Annotated in this window: 17 protein-coding genes and 1 pseudogene; 11 read left to right on the top strand and 7 right to left on the bottom strand. The window is 44.8% G+C overall.

The genetic code is table 11. From position 1 onward, the window contains the following. Position 1 precedes the first annotated feature (1 nt). The 3 genes from FD47_RS05830 to FD47_RS05820 all read right to left on the bottom strand — a co-directional run bounded on the left by FD47_RS05830 (position 2) and on the right by FD47_RS05820 (position 2,934). Entirely contained in the window at positions 2-1,066 is a 1,065-nt protein-coding gene (locus FD47_RS05830) for an ABC transporter permease (protein ID WP_008215340.1), read from the bottom strand. Continuing rightward, positions 1,067-1,591 carry a TetR/AcrR family transcriptional regulator gene (locus FD47_RS05825; protein WP_056980203.1) on the bottom strand — a complete coding sequence of 175 codons (525 nt, stop codon included), beginning with the start codon at positions 1,589-1,591 and terminating at the stop codon, positions 1,067-1,069. 269 nt (positions 1,592-1,860) lie between these two features. Next, complete coding sequence (locus FD47_RS05820) at positions 1,861-2,934, bottom strand: hypothetical protein (protein WP_008215334.1); 1,074 nt, start codon at positions 2,932-2,934, stop codon at positions 1,861-1,863. 127 nt (positions 2,935-3,061) lie between these two features. On the opposite strand from FD47_RS05820, the pseudogene FD47_RS15025 reads away from it, so the two are divergent. From FD47_RS15025 to FD47_RS05795, 6 genes and pseudogenes are all read left to right on the top strand, one after another. Beyond that, a pseudogene (locus FD47_RS15025) lies at positions 3,062-3,227 on the top strand (transposase); the annotation flags it as partial. A gap of 132 nt (positions 3,228-3,359) precedes the next feature. After that, positions 3,360-4,061 (top strand): ABC transporter ATP-binding protein, encoded by a 702-nt coding sequence (locus tag FD47_RS05815; RefSeq protein ID WP_054733833.1) that lies wholly within the window; start codon positions 3,360-3,362, stop codon positions 4,059-4,061. Positions 4,062-4,064: 3 nt separating this feature from the next. Beyond that, positions 4,065-6,686: an FtsX-like permease family protein gene (locus FD47_RS05810; RefSeq protein WP_056980201.1), complete on the top strand. Its 2,622-nt coding sequence runs from the start codon at positions 4,065-4,067 to the stop codon at positions 6,684-6,686. Between the two features lie 62 nt (positions 6,687-6,748). After that, positions 6,749-7,222, top strand: a complete 474-nt coding sequence (locus tag FD47_RS05805; RefSeq protein WP_054733835.1) for a glutathione peroxidase — start codon at positions 6,749-6,751, stop codon at positions 7,220-7,222. A 318-nt stretch (positions 7,223-7,540) separates the two neighbouring features. Further along, a complete protein-coding gene (locus FD47_RS05800) occupies positions 7,541-8,656 on the top strand; it encodes a hypothetical protein (RefSeq protein ID WP_054733838.1) in 1,116 nt (371 codons plus the stop codon). 94 nt (positions 8,657-8,750) lie between these two features. Then, positions 8,751-9,572, top strand: coding sequence for a hypothetical protein (locus FD47_RS05795; RefSeq protein WP_225352795.1), 822 nt, complete (start codon positions 8,751-8,753; stop codon positions 9,570-9,572). Positions 9,573-9,658: 86 nt separating this feature from the next. On the opposite strand, the gene FD47_RS05790 is transcribed toward FD47_RS05795, so the two are convergent. Next, positions 9,659-11,458 carry an ABC transporter ATP-binding protein gene (locus FD47_RS05790; RefSeq protein ID WP_056980199.1) on the bottom strand — a complete coding sequence of 600 codons (1,800 nt, stop codon included), beginning with the start codon at positions 11,456-11,458 and terminating at the stop codon, positions 9,659-9,661. Positions 11,459-11,725: 267 nt separating this feature from the next. On the opposite strand from FD47_RS05790, the gene FD47_RS05785 reads away from it, so the two are divergent. Further along, positions 11,726-12,529 carry a TraX family protein gene (locus FD47_RS05785; protein ID WP_225352796.1) on the top strand — a complete coding sequence of 268 codons (804 nt, stop codon included), beginning with the start codon at positions 11,726-11,728 and terminating at the stop codon, positions 12,527-12,529. Positions 12,530-12,538: 9 nt separating this feature from the next. On the opposite strand, the gene FD47_RS05780 is transcribed toward FD47_RS05785, so the two are convergent. From FD47_RS05780 to FD47_RS05770, 3 genes are all read right to left on the bottom strand, one after another. Beyond that, complete coding sequence (locus tag FD47_RS05780; protein WP_056980196.1) at positions 12,539-13,039, bottom strand: pyridoxamine 5'-phosphate oxidase family protein; 501 nt, start codon at positions 13,037-13,039, stop codon at positions 12,539-12,541. Between the two features lie 150 nt (positions 13,040-13,189). Further along, entirely contained in the window at positions 13,190-14,185 is a 996-nt protein-coding gene (locus tag FD47_RS05775; RefSeq protein ID WP_202813711.1) for a D-2-hydroxyacid dehydrogenase, read from the bottom strand. 45 nt (positions 14,186-14,230) lie between these two features. Further along, positions 14,231-15,415, bottom strand: coding sequence for an aminotransferase class I/II-fold pyridoxal phosphate-dependent enzyme (locus FD47_RS05770; protein WP_056980192.1), 1,185 nt, complete (start codon positions 15,413-15,415; stop codon positions 14,231-14,233). Positions 15,416-15,834: 419 nt separating this feature from the next. On the opposite strand from FD47_RS05770, the gene FD47_RS05765 reads away from it, so the two are divergent. From FD47_RS05765 to FD47_RS05750, 4 genes are all read left to right on the top strand, one after another. Continuing rightward, positions 15,835-16,575: an ABC transporter ATP-binding protein gene (locus FD47_RS05765; protein ID WP_056980190.1), complete on the top strand. Its 741-nt coding sequence runs from the start codon at positions 15,835-15,837 to the stop codon at positions 16,573-16,575. Further along, a complete protein-coding gene (locus FD47_RS05760; protein ID WP_056980188.1) occupies positions 16,553-17,770 on the top strand; it encodes an ABC transporter permease in 1,218 nt (405 codons plus the stop codon). The genes FD47_RS05765 and FD47_RS05760 overlap by 23 nt, the downstream gene beginning before the upstream one ends. Positions 17,771-17,784: 14 nt before the next feature. After that, positions 17,785-18,426 carry a TetR/AcrR family transcriptional regulator gene (locus FD47_RS05755; protein WP_054733841.1) on the top strand — a complete coding sequence of 214 codons (642 nt, stop codon included), beginning with the start codon at positions 17,785-17,787 and terminating at the stop codon, positions 18,424-18,426. A 295-nt stretch (positions 18,427-18,721) separates the two neighbouring features. After that, positions 18,722-19,468: a hypothetical protein gene (locus FD47_RS05750; RefSeq protein ID WP_054733844.1), complete on the top strand. Its 747-nt coding sequence runs from the start codon at positions 18,722-18,724 to the stop codon at positions 19,466-19,468. Positions 19,469-19,668 lie beyond the last annotated feature (200 nt).

The raw sequence follows: 19,668 nt of genomic DNA, 5'->3' as shown, positions 1-19,668 counted from the left end.
TTTATCCTCCAATTACTTGTACAGGGTCAACAACGGCAATCTTTCGGGCTGGAATTGCAGCCCCAATAATTCCCATTAGAAGAAGGCCAACCGAAATCATTGCCAGCATTGGGACATTAAATGAAATCGGCACCCCAAACGGAATCATGTTCGCGGTAATCAACGTCAATCCAGTTCCAATCACAATTCCCAACGCCATTAAAATCAGCGATTGAGAAATGATGGTCCGAACCAGGGTAGCAGCTGGAATTCCTTGGGCTCGCAATACCGCATAGGTTGGTAACGCCTGAATCGTTAAAATATACAGGAATACCGCGATAATTACCAGTGAGATAATCATCAAAAATCCAATCATGAAGCCAAAAGTTGTGTTTTGAGCGGCGTACCCTGGCAACTTGGAAACGAAGTAACTGTCACTGTACGTCTTGAGTTCCTTATTATGAGACTTGAAGTTTGCGGTTTTCGAAACAATCGCACTCCCCGCCAGTTTTGCGCCGGGCATATTCCTCAGGTCTTTCCAAGTTGAGAGCGATCCATATACTACCGGAGCGACGTTTAACTTGGCATTTTTTGTAAAGCCAACAATTGTGTAACGGGTGGTAGCGGAATTAAACTTCACCTTATCGCCAAGTTTATACCCGTCCTGCTTAAACTGCTGATCAACCACAACTTCATGACTGGTTCGTGCTTTGCGGCCGTTAGCAACGGAAAGGTCCTTTGCAATGTACTCATTGTTTTTCAGACCAACAAACTGGGCGGATTCCTTCTCACGATCGTGGGACTTAACAACCACTGGCGACTGGCCAATCACGGCTTGGTTCTTGGTTAAGTTTGCGTTATCAATCTGATCCGTTGTGATCGTGGATTGCGACAGGTTAACATTCGCATCCCGATTTAAAACCACACTCTTCGCATTCCATGAGTCGATTGCCTGGGTATTTTCACCAGCTAATCCAGTGGCTAGTCCTGATAAAATAAAGATGAGGTAGGTAATCAGGACGATCATCCCGGTAATTAAGGAGTACCGTAACTTTTCGTGGCGAATTTCTTTTAAAGCTAAATACATCTATGCGTTCTCCTTTCGAGCCAGTAAGTTTAAAACTTCTAAAAGTCGAGAGATTAGGACATCTCGCCGTTCTGGTTCCTCTAAGATCTGTTTAATGACTTGATGGCTCAAAATCATGGCCGCCCATTGCCGACCTGATAATTTCGAATCATCAAATTGTTCATCAACTAATGATTCATTTCTACGCAGATGCATCTTCACAAGATCTCGATACTGACTGGCACCCACGTTGTCAACAAATGCGACCACTTGATCCACATAGAACTGTGGCCTAAATGTGTGATCATTTACTTCTTCATTGATTTCAACGTGAATCGACCCCATTGCGACGCCATAAATGTAACGATAGGCATCCCTTAAATCATCAAAGTACTTATAAAACGCTCCCCGCGCAATGCCTGCTTGCTTCACGATTGGGGCAACTTCTGCTTCGGCTAACGGCCGTTTCGAAAATTCATTTAACAACGCCTGATTGATGCGTTCGCGTTTCTCGGAATTTAAATTCCGAAAGGTTGTTGATACCATGTGATTCCCTCCAGTAATGACACGATGTCATTTATTAATTAAAATTATCTTACCAGATAGATGACACCGTGTCAACTTTGAACCATATAAAAAGGCTGAGCAAAATAATGAATTGCTTCAACCTCTCCATATTTAACATGACATTCCGAAACGGGCGCCTAGTCGCTGCCCCGTAATGACGGATAACGAAAAATCCAACTATTTCATGCCCGCCGTTATTTGAATCGGCATTTGAATTTAGTTTCAACGGCGATTAACAACTCATTAAATTAGTAACGGGTGGTTGACCGTAAGAGCTCTGGGTTCCGGTTTGTCAGCAACATCGCATGTCCAGACTTATCAAAGATCATTGATTCAAATTCTCGGCCGGAATGGAATCGCGTGTACTTAATATCGCTTGGCTTCAAACTTCCATGCCCGTATGTCTTTGAAGCAGGCAATGTTTGAATTGAATCATCGGAAACCAGGTACAGGCGACCATTATGGGGATTATATCCCATTGATTGCTGATGGGTTCCCGTTTGGTTCTTGAGGAGCTGCTTAACCAACGATACCCGAATGGACTTCGCACCAAGCACGCCGCGGTAGATCTTAACGTGACCGCCGGAAATGCCCCACCAGTATGCATGACCAGAATTATCAAAGGTTAGATTATGTCCTGCTGGTACCATCGCCCCGCGATTGTTCATGTGGAATTTAATTGCCCGGTTCGGCCGCAGCGATGACATACTAATCCGTTGAATCGTTGAGGAAGCGGTTGGCTTCATGTCCGGACGATCCCGCCACATCCATAACGAATGCTGTTTCCGGTTATAAGCCAGCGATTGGCCGTGGCCAACATCAATTTGTGGGCCAACCTTAATGCCTGAGCTGCCCTTCTTCGAGTCCAAAGCACTTTGGATTGACCCCATCTTGGCGAGCGCAGCACTGCTGTAACGAACCACGAACCCCTTTCCAACCGTGTTGTGTGGTGCGTAAAGCACGAACAGGTACTTGCCCCCAAATGCAGCAGCCTGCGGATTAGTCACATCAAAGGCAGATTTACCAAATACGGCGTGCGTCGTTGGCAATAGATACTTTGTCCGCAGCGTCCACTTTGTCCCACTCGTACTCTTAATTGTGTCACGGCCACTTGGATTCTTTGACCAGGAATAGTTACCATTTGCCTTCACAAAGTGAACGTTATGATTATTCACTAACCGCAAACTTCCGTACTGAATCAGTGCATTACTCCGCTGAACATAAGTCGCAGCACTGGCAACCCCAGCAACTGACGCAGCGAGTAATACACCTGTTGCGACCCCCACAATAACCTTTCTAATTTTCAATAGATACCCCTCCATTTAGGTAACGGCCATTTAACCATTACTCCCAAAATTCACTATTGACACCCGCGCCCCACGGGAACAATTGTTAATAGTTAAGTCGATTTTACATCTTTGTAATGGAAAAATCATCATGAATTCAATTATGAAATCAATCTTGCAGCGAATCGCGAATCTGAACGAAGTAACTATCGAACGCATCGAGGTGATGACTCCTGATTAGTTTTAAGCCGAAATCCGGGCCTACCAACATCGTCAAGGCCTTTAAGGGAGGAGCCGCCCAGCTATTTTTCGAGAAATACCCAGAAATCAACTCTCATTAATTTGTTCATTTTATGACGTTCGTCTTTCAATTGTCGATTGTTATTTACCAGCGAAGATACCATAATGTTAATAGAAGAATAATGCGTTCATTTAATGACGTTAAAGGAGTTTGCTAAACAATGGCCTACATTGAAGTTCGAAATGAATTCAAAACTTATCAAATGGGAGAAACCGAAATCGTTGCGAATCGCGATGTCAGTTTTGACATTGAAGCCGGTTCGCTAACCGTAATTTTAGGGCCCAGTGGCGCCGGGAAATCGACAATCCTGAATATCCTCGGTGGGATGGATAGCCCAACCAGCGGCCAAATAATCATCGACGGCACCGACATCGCAACGTTTAATGCCCGAGAATTAACACGGTTTCGCCGCGATGATATCGGGTTTGTCTTTCAGTTCTATAATCTTATTCCCAACCTATCAACTAGGGAAAATGTTGAACTGGCAACTTCAATCGTTAAGGATGGGTTGGATCCGGTAAAGGTTCTGGATGAAGTTGGCTTATCGGAACGGCTGGATAATTTTCCATCGCAACTATCCGGTGGCGAACAGCAACGGGTCGCCATTGCCCGGGCACTCGCTAAAAATCCAAAGCTCTTACCGTGTGATGAACCCACTGGTGCCTTGGATTACGAAACCGGTAAGCAGGTCCTTCAGCTTCTCAGCAACGCCAGTCGAACCTTTCATAAAACGGTCGTCATTATTACCCACAACTCAGAAATCGCTAAGATGGCCGATCGGGTCATTCATATTAACGATGCCAAAGTTCGCGATGTCGAAAACCATTCAAATCCAACCCCGGTTTCCGAAATTGTTTGGTAGGAGGTGAGATATATGGGAAATTTACTGTGGCGAGATATTCGGGCATCCCTAGGTCGGTTTATCGCAATCGCATTAATCATTTTTCTGGGGGTTGTAATCTTCGTTGGTGTGAAAGCAACCGGCCCGGGACTCATTGATTCCGCAACCACCATGCTTAATCAACACCAGCTATCCGACGTTTCACTTCTCTCGGATAAGGGCATCACCAGCGATGACGTGAAGGCCGCCGAAAAGGTCAATGGTGCCAAAGCCCAATCAGTTAAGTTCAAATACGTTCTGGGCGGTCAGAATAAGGACGCCGTTGCCCTTTACGGCTACACAAATAACCGCGGTCTCAACCAATTAGAAGTAACCTCTGGTCATCTGCCCCGGAAAAACAATGAAATCATCTTGGATCAGCGGGCCCAGCAGCAAAATCACTACAAGCTGGGGGACACGTATACATTTAAGAACCAAGCTCATTTAAAGCGGCAAACTTACAAAATTGTTGGGTTTGCGAACTCACCCCTCTATATCGACAATACAACCCGGGGATCAACGAATATTGGCACTGGTCAGGTGGCTTACTTTGCCTATATCAGATCTTCTCAGATGAACCTGCCAACTGCCACCCTACTCAACGTTCGGTTTGATTCCTTAGCAACGAAAGATCCCTTTTCTAAAGCTCATCGTCACGCGGTCAATCAAAAAGTTAACCAACTGAAGCCCATTTTTAAAGAGCGCAAACAACAGCGTCAAGCAGAAATTCTCGCGGAAGGTAATCGCAAACTCTCACCGGCAACCAAAAGATTAACGGCCGCCCAAGCAAAGATTACTCAAGCCAAACAGCAACTCAATAAGCAATCAAATTGGCGCCTCAAAACAACCGCTAAGTTGACAGCTGCTCAATCGAAAATCAATCAGCAGCGGGCAAAGCTAACCGCGGCGAAAACGCAATTGGCCAAATCCGCAACCCCAACCTATACCTGGTCAACCCGTGAGGATCTCGCTGGATTTTCCGCTTACGGAGACAGCGCAGACCGAATTGCGGCCATCGCAAACGTCTTTCCGGTTTTCTTCTTTCTGTTAGCAGCCCTTATCACCTTCACAACCGTCACCCGAATGGTAGAAGAAGCCCGAATGCAAATTGGCACCTTTAAGGCGTTGGGATTCTCAAATTTAGCCATTGCCAAGAACTATGTTTCGTACGCATTTTTGGCTGGCATCCTCGGAATTGCCTTAGGCTCATTTGTCGGAAACCAATATCTACCCAGGTTTGTGATTTCACTTTATAAGGGATATATCTTCACCGTTCCGATTATTTATTACCAGTGGGCCCAAATTCTCATCGCCGCCATTCTATCGCTGATTGCAACGGTTGGAGCGGCATTGTACGTGATCCTCCGCCAAGTTAAAGAAGTCCCGTCATCGCTGATGCGGCCCAAAACACCCAAATCAGCGAAAAAAATATGGCTGGAACATTTCACCTGGCTGTGGTCCAAACTTCATTTTTATCAAAAAGTCAGTTATCGAAACCTGTTCCGCTTTAAGTCCCGGGCATTCATGACTATTCTCGGCATTGCTGGTGGAACGGCACTCATTTTAACCGGCTTTGGCATCTCTGATTCAATCGGCGCTTCTGGCCATCGTCAGTTCAGCCAAGTGATCAATTATCAGGCGGTTGTTCAGGCCAACGATCCCCACCACTTGAATACCGTCGAAAAGACCGTTAGCCAAAGCCCCCAGTACAAGTCAAGCACACCAGTCGGCACTGACGTGGTCAAAGTTAAATCCCACGGTGATCAGCTCAATGACGTTACCCTGTACGTGGCCAAGAACCCTCACCAATTTACCAATTACGTTCACCTCCGCAGCGTTCAGACAAACACAAAGGTGACCCTTCCTAAAAGTGGCATTGTCATCTCTGAAAAAATTGCTAACACACTTGGGTTAAAAACCGGTAGTGATCTGCACGTGACAACCGCAAATGGGCATGAGGCGATCATTCCCGTCGCAAAAGTCGTTAAGAACTATATCGGCCACTTCATGTATCTCTCACCCACCGCTTACGAAAGGGCCTTTAAGCGGTCAATTCCCATTGAAACGCTGATGGTTCAGCTTAAAAAAATGACTGGAAAATCCCAAACAAATTTGAGCCAAAAGTGGTTAACCGATAATTCCCACGTTCTCGGTGTCAGCTTCACAAATGACCAAAGAAAGACCGTCAACAACATGTCCAATCAGATGACACCGGTTGTCCTGATTTTTATTCTGTTATCAGGGGTTCTTTCCTTCGTCGTCCTGTACAACTTGACCAACATCAACATTTCGGAACGAATTCGCGAACTGTCAACCATTAAAGTGCTCGGTTTCTTCGATCGCGAAGTTACGATGTATATTGCCCGGGAAAACATCGTGCTGGCAATTGTCGGCATTATTGTTGGGTTCGGATTTGGTAACCTGTTGACGCTCTATGTCCTTCATCAGGCGGAAACCGCGACGGTTGTCTTTCCTCTGACTATTCATTTTCAGTGGTATATCGTTGCAACGTTGCTCATGATCCTGTTTAACGTGATCGTCATTTTGGTTGCCCATCGCCATTTAAAGCGGGTCGATATGATCGAAGCCCTCAAATCCAACGAATAGCATTTTCTATTGTTTGGTACCAATTAATAGGGTACAATTCAATTAAGTGAGGAGTGATTATAATGACATCCATTTATGACTTTACCGAAACTGAAATGAATGGTAATCCTATCAACTTAAAAGATTATCAGGGAAAAGTTTTGTTAATTGTCAACACCGCTAGTAAATGTGGCTTAGCACCCCAATTAGAGGGGCTCGAATCCCTCTATAAGCAGTATCACAATGATGGACTGGTGGTAATCGGTCTGCCATCAAACCAATTTCACCAGGAATTAGAAACTGATCAACAAGCCGAAGAGTATTGTCAACTTCATTACGGCGTCACATTTCCAATGACCCGCCGCGTCACTGTTAATGGTGAGAATGAAGATCCACTTTTTACCTTCCTCAAAGCCCAATCAGGTCACGGAAACATTAAGTGGAACTACACAAAGTTTTTGGTTGGTCGAGACGGCAAATTGATCCACCGTTACGCCCCAATCACAAGGCCGGAAGCAATGGAAGATACTGTTAAACAGGCCATCGCTGCCTCTTAATTTAACAAATTCAACCAATGAGACAGTTGGCATAAAAATTCGGCTTGTCTCAACGACTTCATGTTTATCTGAACAAGACTTCCTTACAAAACGTGCGCCCCAAGACAGCTTTCTACCTATAATTCGGAAGCTGACCGCATTGGGCGCACGCTTTTCGTCGCGTCATTGCGGTTAAGGGCTTCGGGATCACTCATAAGCTCTGAATTTACTTTATTAAATATTTACATTTCTCGAATTGTGACTTAAAATTTAGAAGTTAATATATTTTTACTTTTATCTTATAGTTCACGGCATTTTGCAATTCGGGGGGGAGTTTGCGTGAAACTACTAAAGGGGCTTTTTTGTCTGTTGGGAATATGCATCACGTTTGCGGTTAGCGAACCAACCGCAAACGCTAAGTTTATTATTTATCATCAGCGGTCATCTGGATTAATTTATCATCGTCATAACATGCGCTTTCTTAATAACCGCAAAGTTCACTACATCCACGTTCCAAAACACTATCATCACGTGAAGCAGGCTTCCAATCCACATTCAATTAAAGCAACTACGGGGAGAAACGTTTCCTTTGCAACCCGTTACATATTACCGTCTCCGGGAAAGAATGGGCAGCACTGGGGAAACCCTCAATCAATTGCGATGACAGGTAAAAAGTACATGTACATCGTTTACTGTCCGACAAATCTTCACAATAAGGGCCGCATTGTTCGATTCAACACTCAGCGACTGGATCAATTGGGAGCCCGGTTATTTCCAAAGGAAGTCCGGGATGCGTACGTTAAACACCACGGTAAGTACAATCCGATGCAAAAGGAAATCCAAGCGGCCATCAAAGTGGGCCCCTTGTTTGTCACCGGTCACGGGCAATCACTGGCCTATAACTGGAAGAATCATGGAATGTATATGTGGCGTGATAAAGAACGCGCACCCCGTGTTCCAATCAACTATTGGGGATACATTCAACACATCAATCTCAAAAAGCTGCGGCCAGACCATGCGATTCGTTTTCGCTTATCAAGTCACGGGCTCAGCGTCCCCGGCGGCCATAACTTAACATTTGATCGGGCTGGGAACGCCTATTTCTGGACGAATCCCGGCTGGTGTGCCTATTTATTCAAGGGTAAAATCCACCACCGATCCGTCAAATTTCGGCTAACCAAACAGAAACTTCGTCACCAACCGGGAACCAGAATTCAAAGCATGGCTTACAACCCGGCTCGTAAACGGCTCCTTCTGATATCGGACGCCTCAGTTGCCAGTTTCCCCAAGGATCGGTTGGACGGCCAGGGGCATCTGACCAATAGTTGCTTTGAATGGAACGAATTTGGGCCAAAACGGGAATTTGAAGGAATTGCCTACGACGGCCATAGTGGTTTGGCCAACTTATTGGTTAACCACGTCCCCGAAGTATTAATTTCAAACCGTTCATTTTAATGTGTTTTAAAATCGCAAACCTAGTATCCGGTTTTGCGATTTTTTAGTCGTACTTCGCCATGCTATAATGGCAACTGTAAAGGAGTGACCCATCTTGAATCGTCAATCAATGAAGTCCCCACTAACCCTACTGTTAACGGTAATTTCGGCGCTCAGTTTTCTTACAGTCACAAGACCGACTCAAGCATCCTCTAACTTGGGAGATAATATTTCAATCACGTATGTTAAGGTGAAGCGGCCAATCTTTACTGGCCAGTATACCAAGGTAGATGGTCACCGTGGTAAGCGAATCTTGACACCAAAAGGAACCATTCTTAAAGTGCTTCTCACATCGGGCAATACGGCCGTTCTATCTCGCGGCTTAATGAGTTACAAAGCCCAACAGCATCTGTATGAAAACAAAATGGCCTCCTACCACACGAAGCATTACAACACCAAATACTTTGCCCCTTACCGGTTTAAATTGCCGGTTCGCGCTCGAGTAATGCAAGTTGGTTCTGGATATACAAATCAAGCAGCTTCGAATTACAAGCCGATTTTCTACATCACAATGGACGGCTACTTGCAATATTATAGTGGCGCCCGCCTCAAACATTACGATATTAAAAACAGCTTCGAATCCAAGTCAGGTTCACAAGATGAAAATCCGCTGTGGCGAATCAAACCAACCACCATGGTGAAAATTAATCATTTCAAGACAACGGGCAACACATCCTATGTCTACTACAAAAAGCCGATCAAGGGACTGCCTGACAGGAAAGTCTCTTCGAGATATTACCGCCTGTCAATTCAAAAAATTAAAAATCAACAACGTACTTGGCGAAATGGCGACTCGGCACTCACTGCCTGGTGGACCCAATACAATGTTGGCGGCCACGCCTTTTATGACTTAATCGAGATGGAGGCTGACAGTTAACAAATCCGCTTCATTTTTAAGCAGAAGAACAATAACGCCCCTTAGATTCAACGCTTGCTCGCGCTGATCTAAGGGGCGTTTTCTGGTTATTCAAATTGCGCTTCATAAAGTTTCTTATAGTAACCATCCTGAGCCATCAACGATTCATGGTTACCGCGTTCAACGATTTTTCCATCGTCAACAACCAAAATCTGGTCGGCATTATGAATCGTCGAAAGTCGGTGAGCAATCACTAACGACGTTCGCTGCTCCATCAAATTTTCCAATGCATGTTGGATCGTCTTTTCTGATTCATTGTCCAGAGAAGCGGTGGCCTCATCCAACACGACAATCTGGGCATTTTTGAGAAGCGCCCGAGCAATCGCAATCCGTTGCTTTTGGCCACCGGATAGTTTGATCCCCCGCTCGCCAACTTGGGTTTTCATCTTTTCGGGTAATCCCTGAATGAACGCGTCAATATCGGCTAACTTTGCGACTTCCCAAAGTTGATCTTCGGTTGCCCCCGGCGTTCCGTACTTAATATTATCAGCAATCGTCCCGTCAATAATGAAAATATCCTGCGACACAATCGCAATGTTTTGCCGTAACGACCGTAACTTAATGTCCTGGATCGAAACGCCATCAAAGGTAATTTGACCACTATCAATATCGTAAAGGCGATCCAGCAATTCGGTCAACGTCGATTTCCCGGCACCCGAATGGCCAACCAACGCGGTTTGTTTACCAAACGGAATCTGAAAACTCACGTCCCGAATCGCCGGCTCATGGGCGGCCTTTGGATCATCAACGTCATAGGTGAACGTCACGTGGTCAAATTCAACCCCTCGCTTAATTTCTGGAAAATCAACCGCGTTTGGCGCATCCATAATTTGCGGTTTGAGCGCCATAATGTCCATAATCCGGCCGTAAGAAACCAATGACTGTTGAAACTGATTCAGCAATCTTGAAAATGAACTAATCGGGCTTTGGAGGATTCCCACATAGCTCAGGTAGGCGACTAATTCCCCAAGGGTTAGCTGTTTCTTAAATATAAAAATTGTTCCTAACAGTAACACGGTTGCCGTTCCCAAATACTCAATAAAGTTGATGAGCGGTGAAAAAATCGCTTGGTTCCGCGTTGCTTCAATGATGTTATCCTTATTCATATTTGCGAGTTTGCTGAACCGGTTGGTTTCCAAATCCTCAGTGGTGTAACTCTTAATCAACTGAATCTCGGTTAAAGTATTCTGCAGCTGATTCGTCATCAAGGCTTGGGATTGCCGGGCCTTCCGGTATGATTCACGAATTCGGGTTCGAAAAACGCGCACCACCAGGAAAATAAACGGAAACGTCAAACTCACTGCCAACGCCATTTCCCAGTTAACGAAGTAGATAAAAAACAGCACGCCAACAAACGTAAACAAACTGCCGACTAATGACAACATATTGGGTGAAATCAGGTTTTGGAGGTTATTAATGTCTGACGTCAGTCGAACCATCAAATCACCAGTTTTACTGGACTCGAAGAAGTGGGTATCCAAACGGATGAGGTAACGATACAACTGGTTTCTTAGGTTTGTGATTGCCCCCTGGCTCATAACGCCCATCCAGTAGGTTGAAAGATAGGTAAAGATGCCTGAAATCGTCACCGTTAGAAGCAGGAGCCCCACGACAACCACTAGCTCGGCAACGCTCTTATTTGGAATCACGTGATCAATAATATATTGGTTGAATTGTGGCAGCAAGAAATCCATTAAGGATAGAATCGTTAATACCACTACGTTGAGGATCAACACCCAGGGGCGCTTGAGAACCGTCCCAAAAACGAACTTAAACATCCCCATCATTGTGACTTTAGATTGGCTTTCGGAATCGCTCTGTACCGACTGATTGGAAGCTTTTTGCATGTGATTGCCCCCTCATTTCTGTTTAATCATTTTAATTGCACACAATTAAAGCTAATCAATTATCGACCGAATCCGTTTTTAAGTCAACAAAAAGGCTCCCAGTGTGATGGGAGCTCAAAGTGATGCATGAGGATTTATTGAAAATGGTAGTTATCATTCATTAAACTAACGCTGGGCAGTTACTCCTAAAAAAACCGTAAAAAGGCTAACAGAAGGTTTATCATGCAAATCAGTTATGTTACACTTTGCCCACAAAATTAATTTGAGGTGATCATTATCGAATTAGCTGCAAAACGTGGTCTAACGAACTTCGATCTGAAGCTTATCGGAATCACGCTAATGGTGGTTGACCACATCCACGAAATGTTTGCTGGCGCCGGAGCTCCTGACTGGATGGACTGGTTTGGTCGGCCCGTGGCCACAATCTTCTTCTTTTTGAGTGTTGAAGGATTCACTCATACCCATAACCAAAAGCGCTACCTGTTCCGTCTGCTGATCGGTTTTTGGACAATGCAGATTGGAAGTCAGATTGTTCAGCACTTCTTCAGCGTCGGTGATCTTGGCTTGATGAATAATATTTTTTCCGACATATTCATTGGCGTTTTAACCATGTATGGTTTCCAATTAATTGGGACCGGGCGGACGACCCACCACCCTCGGCAAATAATGATTGGCATCTTGATGATTCTCACACCAATTATCCTGAGCGGTTTGATGATCGCATTCTCCTCCGCTCACTGGCTATCAATGGGAATTTATGTGCTATTTCCAACCGTTCTGACAGCTGAAAATAACGTGTTCCTCTATATTGGTCCCCTCATGTATCTCCTTAGAAAACATCGAAATTGGCAATTGATCGCGATTGCTGTATTTGCATTACTGGCAACCGGGTTTTCGGCGAACAACCTGCTCACTACAAACACGGAATGGATGCGCGTTTTCGCCATCATCCCAATTTACTTCTATAACGGAGAACTTGGCAAGTCAATGAAGGGATTCTTTTACGCCTTCTACCCGTTACACATTTGGTTCCTGTACATTCTCGCATCCCTTCTGGGGGTTAAGTCGTAGAAGCCATTCCTATAAGTACTTTTCTGGATCCCCAGGATTTGCCTTAGCCGTGTAATGAAGGACTTCGATTTTGATGATCCCGACATGGGCAACGGCCGCATCCGGCAAATCAGCCCATGGATGCCCAACCTCATGCTTGGTAATCTGTTGCAGGGCGTGGCGCTTAATTTTTAAATCATCTACTAATTCAGCATTCCCATAACCCATCACACTTCGGTACTGAAAGCTCGGGGTGTGATGTTGCGGGTCCTTTGGCACCAGAACCCGGCCATCCACGTCAATCGAAAACCCAACCTTGCCATTGTTTGCGATTAGTTCTCGTTTGTGGCCAACCGGCGCGCCATGAATATACAGGGTTAAATGATTTTGATCATTAAATTCAAACCCGTAATTTGTCGGCACAACGTAGGGGTACTCACCAGTTGAAAGGCCTAGGTGAATGACCTGCCCAGCCGTTAAAATTGATTTAATTTGGGTAATATCCGTTACTTCACGATCAGTTCTTCGCATTTCAATTCACTCCTATCAGCTCACTTATTCAAAATGGCCAGCTTTAATCTGTTACTTTGAATAATATCTAAGCCGGGCCACCAATGTTCCCAATTCAGGAACGTCGGTGGCCCGTTTAACTATTCTAAACAACTTCTGGTTTAACTAAATTTAATTGACTTGATGCAGTGACTGTTTCCCTTGAAGAATGGCATCGACATCGTTCAAAGTAATCTCAACCATGTTTTGAACAGCCACTTCCGTATAGAACCCAATGTGGGGACTGACATTCACGTTTGGCATAGCCAACAGCTTTTCCAAATTGTCATTGTTCAATGGTTTGCCCGTTAGATCATGATTGACAATTGGCGTTTCCCCTTCAAATGTATCAATCGCGGCGGCGGCAATCTCTTTATTCTCCAAAGCGGCAACTAAATCACCCGTTTTAACAACCGGACCCCGTGATGCATTAATGAAGATGGCGCTTGGTTTCATTTTCTTGAAAACAGCGGCATCGATCATATGGTGCGTTTCATCGGTTAGCGGCGTGTGCATGGTGATAATATCGGCCGTTTTATAAACCGTTTCGTGATCGACATAGGTAACGGTATCGTTTAAATCCGGGCGGTGAATGGGATCAGCGGCAATCACGTTTGCACCAAGGGCTCTAAAGATCCGCGCCACGGCGCTCCCGATTTTACCAGCCCCAATAATGCCAACAGTTAACGTGTGAATTTCTTTGGCTTCCGTATTAACCCAGGTGAAATCGCCGTGTTCTTCGCGAGCACGAACTTCACCGAGATGGCGCAAAAGATACATCACGTCAGCAAGCACCAGTTCACTTACGGATCGTGGTGAATAACCGGGCACATTTGTGACGACTAAGCCGTTCTTAGTGGCTTCTTTTAAATCAATGATTTCAAATCCGGTACTCCGAAGTGAAATTTGTTTGATGCCAAATTCCTTGAGCTTTTGATACACAACCGGTTCGGTAATTGACGCGTGTTGAAGAATCGCGATCCCATCATATCCCTTTGCAAGATCAACGGTACTGCTGTTTAGGGGTTGATTATTGGTATCAATTTGATAACCAGGGTGATCCTTCACCCACTGGTTAATGGGGCCTTTTTCATCTGGGCGAACGGTGTACATCAAAATTTTCATTATTATTTTCTCCTCTTTTTATAGATTAATACTTAGTTAGTGGTCGACTTAATCAACGGCCTTAGCTTTATCAGCAACGAATTTTTGGATCCGGTCAACGGCTTTATTCAAATCAGCTTCGCTGGCAGCGTAACTAATTCGAACGTACCCTTCACCACCAGGGCCAAATGAGGCACCCGGAATAACGGCAACCTTCGCCTGCTCAGCTAATTCATAACAGAACTCAACGCTGTTTTGGTTGAGACCAGCGGGAATCTTAGCGAAAATGTAGAACGCCCCATTCGGGTTCGGACACGAGAATCCGGCCTTCGATAATCCTTTAATGAGTAAATCTCGCCGTTTAATATATTCCGCCTTCATCGCTGAACTATCGTCAAGGCCATTCTTAAACGCCTCTTCGGCCGCCGCCTGAGCGTTGGTCGTTGCCGAAGTGATCGTAAACTCGCTGACCTTGCCAATTTCACTAATAACATCCGCAGGGCCGCAGATCATCCCAATCCGCCAACCGGTCATAGCGTGAGACTTAGAAACCCCATTCATCACTAAGGCTTGGTCAGGGAGAATTGAACCCATTGAAACGTGGGTGCCATCGTAGGTTAACTCACTATAGATTTCATCACTGAGGACAAAAATGTCGTACTTGGAAATGACGTCGGCAATTTTTTGGAGATCCTCACGATGATAAGTAACCCCGGTTGGATTAGTCGGGTAGTTTAAAACGACCGCCTTAACCGTCTCTTTATTGTCTTCAATCACCTTCGCCAATTTTTCTGGTGACAGGATAAAACCGTTATCAGAGGTGTCAATAAAGATGGGTTTGGCACCGCCAAGCGTGGCAATGGGAATGTACAACGGAAAGATTGGGGTTGGAATAATCACGGTATCCCCAGGGTTCAGCATCGCCGTCAGAGCGGAATAGATGGCCCCAGTTGCGCCGGCAGTCATTAAGATCTGGGTTTCAGGATCGTAGTTCACACCGTACTTCTTACTGAGGTAACTTGTTGCGGCCTTGCGAAGCCCCAGCGTCCCCCGGGAATTTGTGTAGTGGCTGTCGTTATTGTTAATTGCGTTGATGGCAGCCTGCTTAATGTGGTCGGGAGTGTTAAAGTCTGGTTCCCCCAACGTCAGTTTCACAATGTCAGGAATCGTCGAAATCTTCTGATTAAAAGTTAAAATTGAAGATGGTGATAACGCGGCTACCCGTTTATTCATTCGATCAACTAATTTACTCATAATATGGATCTCCTCCTAAAAAAATAAGTCCTCTCAGTCATCATTGACTGAAAGGACTTCCCAAAAATGGTTTAATCCCGCACAGTCAATTGCTTGATCTGCGCGGCCTTTTAATTTTCATCACGAAAATCTCTTGGCTTTTACAGATCACATCTGAAAAAACCAAAAGTAATAACGACAAGTATTCAGTTGAGTTTTACTAGTGTTTGGCATAATTAAAGACTCCTTAGAATATCTTACGTTTTTATCATAACCGTTTTATTTTGTGAAAGCAAGGGGCAGTTTGGCAAAACGCCAAGTGCGAATAACTGCCAAAGAAACCGATACCAAAAAAATTGAAATTATCCTTGCATCCTCATCATTTTATTTTATACTAGTGAGTGAGGACTTACTCATTATAAAAAATGGAGGTGTTGAAAATGGCAATTACAATCCAAGTATCCAATCTTCAACAGGGATACGGCAAAACCATTGTCCTAAAAAATATCAATCTAACGGTTCATAACGGCGAAATACTAGGTCTCATTGGTCCAAGTGGGGCTGGCAAAACGACGCTGGTCAGCACAATTATGGGGATGCTAACGCCCCAGAAGGGAACGGTAACGGTGCTGGGCCAACGGATGCCCAACCGGAAACTCTTAGCCAAAATCGGTTATATGGCCCAAACCGATGCCCTTTACAGTACGTTAACCGCAAGAGAAAATCTTAACTTTTTCGGTTCAATGCAGGGAATTGCCAGCGATAAATTAAAAACGCAGATCCCATATGCGGCCAACATTGTCAATCTGGTGCCCGATCTAGACAAGTACGTCAAAGATTATTCCGGGGGCATGAAACGCAGGTTATCGTTAGCAATTGCTTTGGTTTCCGATCCGGAACTATTAATTCTGGACGAACCAACCGTGGGGATTGACCCTGAACTGCGCCAGCAAATCTGGACCGAGCTTCATAATATTGCCGACGAGGGCAAAACAATCCTGCTCACAACCCACGTGATGGAAGACGCCGAACAGTCTGACCAGCTGATGATGATTCGCAACGGCGCGGCAATTGCGCAGGGAACCCCCGATCAATTAGTGAAGGATTACCAAGTGAAAACCGTCGAAGAAGTCTTTTTAAAGGCAGGGAGGATGCAAGATGAGAATAATCGCAATGATTAAACGGGTGTTACGAGAAATGGTGCGGGATAAGCGAACGCTTGCCCTGATGTTTTTGGCACCGTTATTTATCTTAACGTTGATGTACTTTCTATTTCAATCCAACACAACGCAAACCGCATCGCTTGGTGTGCGAGGTGTTGATACGACGCTGGTAAACGCCGTTAAAAACAAGCATATCAAGATTCACCATATTTCTAATCAAGCCAGCGCCGAAACCAACATCCGGAACCATAACTATGCTGGGTTCATTTCTCAGAGCGGTGACAAGCTCACTTTAACCCTGCAAAACGCGGATCAAAGCAAGAGCGCCATCCTAAAGCAGAGCCTCCAAGCAGCCCAAATCAAGTTGCGCACTCAGGCGGCCGCGACTGCTATCAAATCGCAGCAACGCGCCCTGAAAGCTCAACAACAAATCATTCAGAAACTGCAAACCTCATTAGCGATGGCAAGTCGTGGTGCACGTTCGTCACGATCGCAAGCTGCGCCAAAGTCAACTGCATTGCCAAATAAGTCAAGAGCAACCCTAGCCAAGCAGTCGGTAAAGCCCGTCAACTACTCGGCAACCACTCACTACCTTTATGGCAGCAGTGATTCAACCTTCTTTGATACCCTGCTCCCCATCATGATTGGCTTCGTGGTGTTCTTCTTCGTGTTCTTAATTTCAGGCATCGCCCTGTTGCGCGAACGAACCACCGGCACTTTGAATCGTCTGTTAGCGACTCCCGTGAAACGTGGCGAAATTATTTCCGGCTATCTGGCAGGTTACGGTATCTTTGCCCTAATTCAGACGCTGCTGATCGTGGTGTTCAGTATTTACGCTTTCAAGATTCAAATTCTTGGCAGCGTGTGGAACATGTTTCTCATTAACATTCTTCTGGCGATTGTCGCATTAACCATGGGGTTATTCATCTCAACGTTTGCCTCATCTGAATTTCAGATGGTCCAATTCATTCCCGTGGTTGTCATCCCCCAGATTTTCTTCTCTGGGATCATTCCCATCAGTCAAATGGCGGGTTGGCTGCAGCCGGTCGCTAAGATTATGCCACTTTATTACGGCGCAACGGCCATGAGTAACGTGATTGAGAAGGGATCAAACTTTACTGATATTTTTGGTGATGTGATTGCTTTATTGATCTTCTTCGCGTTATTCTTAGTGTTAAACTTAGTATCGATGCGGCGTTACCGCCAAGTATAGGAGGCCAGTCACCAATGGCAATTAAAAATCTTCAGGACTTATTTTCTGAAAGTCTGGACGAAACCCAGTTAACTGCAAAACAAAAAGCGGTTTTAAGAGCCAGCCTCAAGCTGTTTTCGGATAAGGGCTTTGATCGCACCAGTACTAGTGATATCGCCCAACTCGCTGGAGTTTCCGAGGGCACCGTCTATAAACAATTTAAAACAAAGGACGGCATCTTGGCCGCAATCTTGGGGCCATTTGTTCAGCAAGTCATCCCAAGGGCTGCTTCGGAATTTTCCGAAACCATAACGGCAACCACTTATCCGTCCTTCGAAGAATTTTTAAGAACGGTCATTAAGAACCGAATCATCTTCGTAATTGATAATCAACGCCAGTTACGAATTGTGCTTCAAGAGATTATCACCGATAATAATATGCGTCAGACATTTACCAAACTCATTCAGGAGCTGGTTAGCGGCCCACTTGGCCAAGCAATTACTCACTATCAGCAAGCCGGTCTAATCGTTCAGTGGCCGGTCCTTCGGGTTTTCCACTACATTGCGGCAACCATCATGAGTTACGCGATTCCCGTTGCGCTGGCGGGGTCATCGATTAACACCCAAAAGGCAACGGATGAGGCGGCGGAATTCTTGTTGAAGGGGCTTAAACCTTAAGAAACTCCGTTAAGAATGTTATTAGTTACCCATTAGAAGGATTTAGAAAACAAATTCACGTTTCTTCCAAGGATAACCCCCGAAAGGATTAGTAGAAATTGACGTCTCATAAATATCATGATACCTTGATTTTGAGGTGTTACTCATAAAGCAATCGTTTTTGAAACCTTATAAAGTGTCATTCAAAGATATAGAAGGTCAAATTAGAATCAAATAACCTTTTGATCACATGAATTCGGCATAAAGGGCCTTATAATAAATGATAATTAAGATATTCTGAAAGGGGTATTCCATTATGAATAAAAAAGTTACAAGCCTTTTTTTACTGACACTGCTGGGGGCTGGGATTGGTTTTGCAACAACCCAGCCAACGACGCAAGCGGCTTACAAGTGGGTAAAAACAAAATCATATAATGACATTGCTTATCACGCCAAATCTACGAAATCCGCATATATATGGAACAAATATCACACAAAGAAACTGCATAATTTAAGGAATTATCCCTACGCTACTTGGCACCTATCCCAAAGTGTCAAGATGGTTAACGGCAAAAAGGCGGCCGTCTATTATAAGGTGGTTAACTATCGTGGCGGAGCAAACGGTTACGTATGGCGGGGATACTTGGCAAAGGGGCCTAATAATCGCATCAAAGACCCTGCGGCAAACGGCGGTGTCAAAACTAAGACGGCTGTGAGACAGGCAATTCTAACCGTCATGAAAGGCACCGTTCCAGATAAAGCCCTTCAAGCAGTGGCCGACACCGGCGATCGGTTAATTACGTCTGATAGCTATGAATACTTTAAAGGCCAATTGCCAAAGGACGAACAATCTCAATTCATTCTTCTGGGATCAACAAATGGGGGGCAATATGATAAGGCGTTGCTGACTGGGAAGATGACCTACAATGAATACTTAAAGACAAATATTACTAACCAGCTACAAGAAGAAAACTTATCTCTTTCGACCATTACTGGCTATCGAATCGGAATTAATGTTGGTACCAGCGGTGGTGCGTTTATCTTGTTACTACCGCCTAAGTAGTGTTGAAAATGCAACGAAAGCTTGAACTGAACCCCTTGAATTGGAGAAGTCTAATTCAAGGGGTTCAGTTCAATTGAGACATGTTAGTGTCTTTTACGCTTCAAATAAACTCAGACAATTACGAACGCTTTTAATAGACACTCAAATACGAAATAAAAATTTTTAATAACACTAGGGTCCGTCTGAAAACTTTATTTCAG

The sequence above is a fragment of the Lentilactobacillus parafarraginis DSM 18390 = JCM 14109 genome, from assembly GCF_001435895.1.
Lineage (GTDB): Bacteria > Bacillota > Bacilli > Lactobacillales > Lactobacillaceae > Lentilactobacillus > Lentilactobacillus parafarraginis.
This window is presented reverse-complemented; position numbering and strand designations above follow the sequence as displayed.

Bases quoted from the DNA above. Each gene is read 5' to 3' on its own strand.
- FD47_RS05830 (WP_008215340.1), bottom strand. From the start codon at position 1,066: ATGTATTTAGCTTTAAAAGAAATTCGCCACGAAAAGTTACGGTACTCC.
- FD47_RS05825 (WP_056980203.1), bottom strand. From the start codon at position 1,591: ATGGTATCAACAACCTTTCGGAATTTAAATTCCGAGAAACGCGAACGC.
- FD47_RS05820 (WP_008215334.1), bottom strand. From the start codon at position 2,934: ATGGAGGGGTATCTATTGAAAATTAGAAAGGTTATTGTGGGGGTCGCA.
- FD47_RS05815 (WP_054733833.1), top strand. From the start codon at position 3,360: ATGGCCTACATTGAAGTTCGAAATGAATTCAAAACTTATCAAATGGGA.
- FD47_RS05805 (WP_054733835.1), top strand. From the start codon at position 6,749: ATGACATCCATTTATGACTTTACCGAAACTGAAATGAATGGTAATCCT.
- FD47_RS05790 (WP_056980199.1), bottom strand. From the start codon at position 11,458: ATGCAAAAAGCTTCCAATCAGTCGGTACAGAGCGATTCCGAAAGCCAA.
- FD47_RS05780 (WP_056980196.1), bottom strand. From the start codon at position 13,039: ATGCGAAGAACTGATCGTGAAGTAACGGATATTACCCAAATTAAATCA.
- FD47_RS05770 (WP_056980192.1), bottom strand. From the start codon at position 15,415: ATGAGTAAATTAGTTGATCGAATGAATAAACGGGTAGCCGCGTTATCA.
- FD47_RS05765 (WP_056980190.1), top strand. From the start codon at position 15,835: ATGGCAATTACAATCCAAGTATCCAATCTTCAACAGGGATACGGCAAA.
- FD47_RS05760 (WP_056980188.1), top strand. From the start codon at position 16,553: ATGAGAATAATCGCAATGATTAAACGGGTGTTACGAGAAATGGTGCGG.
- FD47_RS05755 (WP_054733841.1), top strand. From the start codon at position 17,785: ATGGCAATTAAAAATCTTCAGGACTTATTTTCTGAAAGTCTGGACGAA.
- FD47_RS05750 (WP_054733844.1), top strand. From the start codon at position 18,722: ATGAATAAAAAAGTTACAAGCCTTTTTTTACTGACACTGCTGGGGGCT.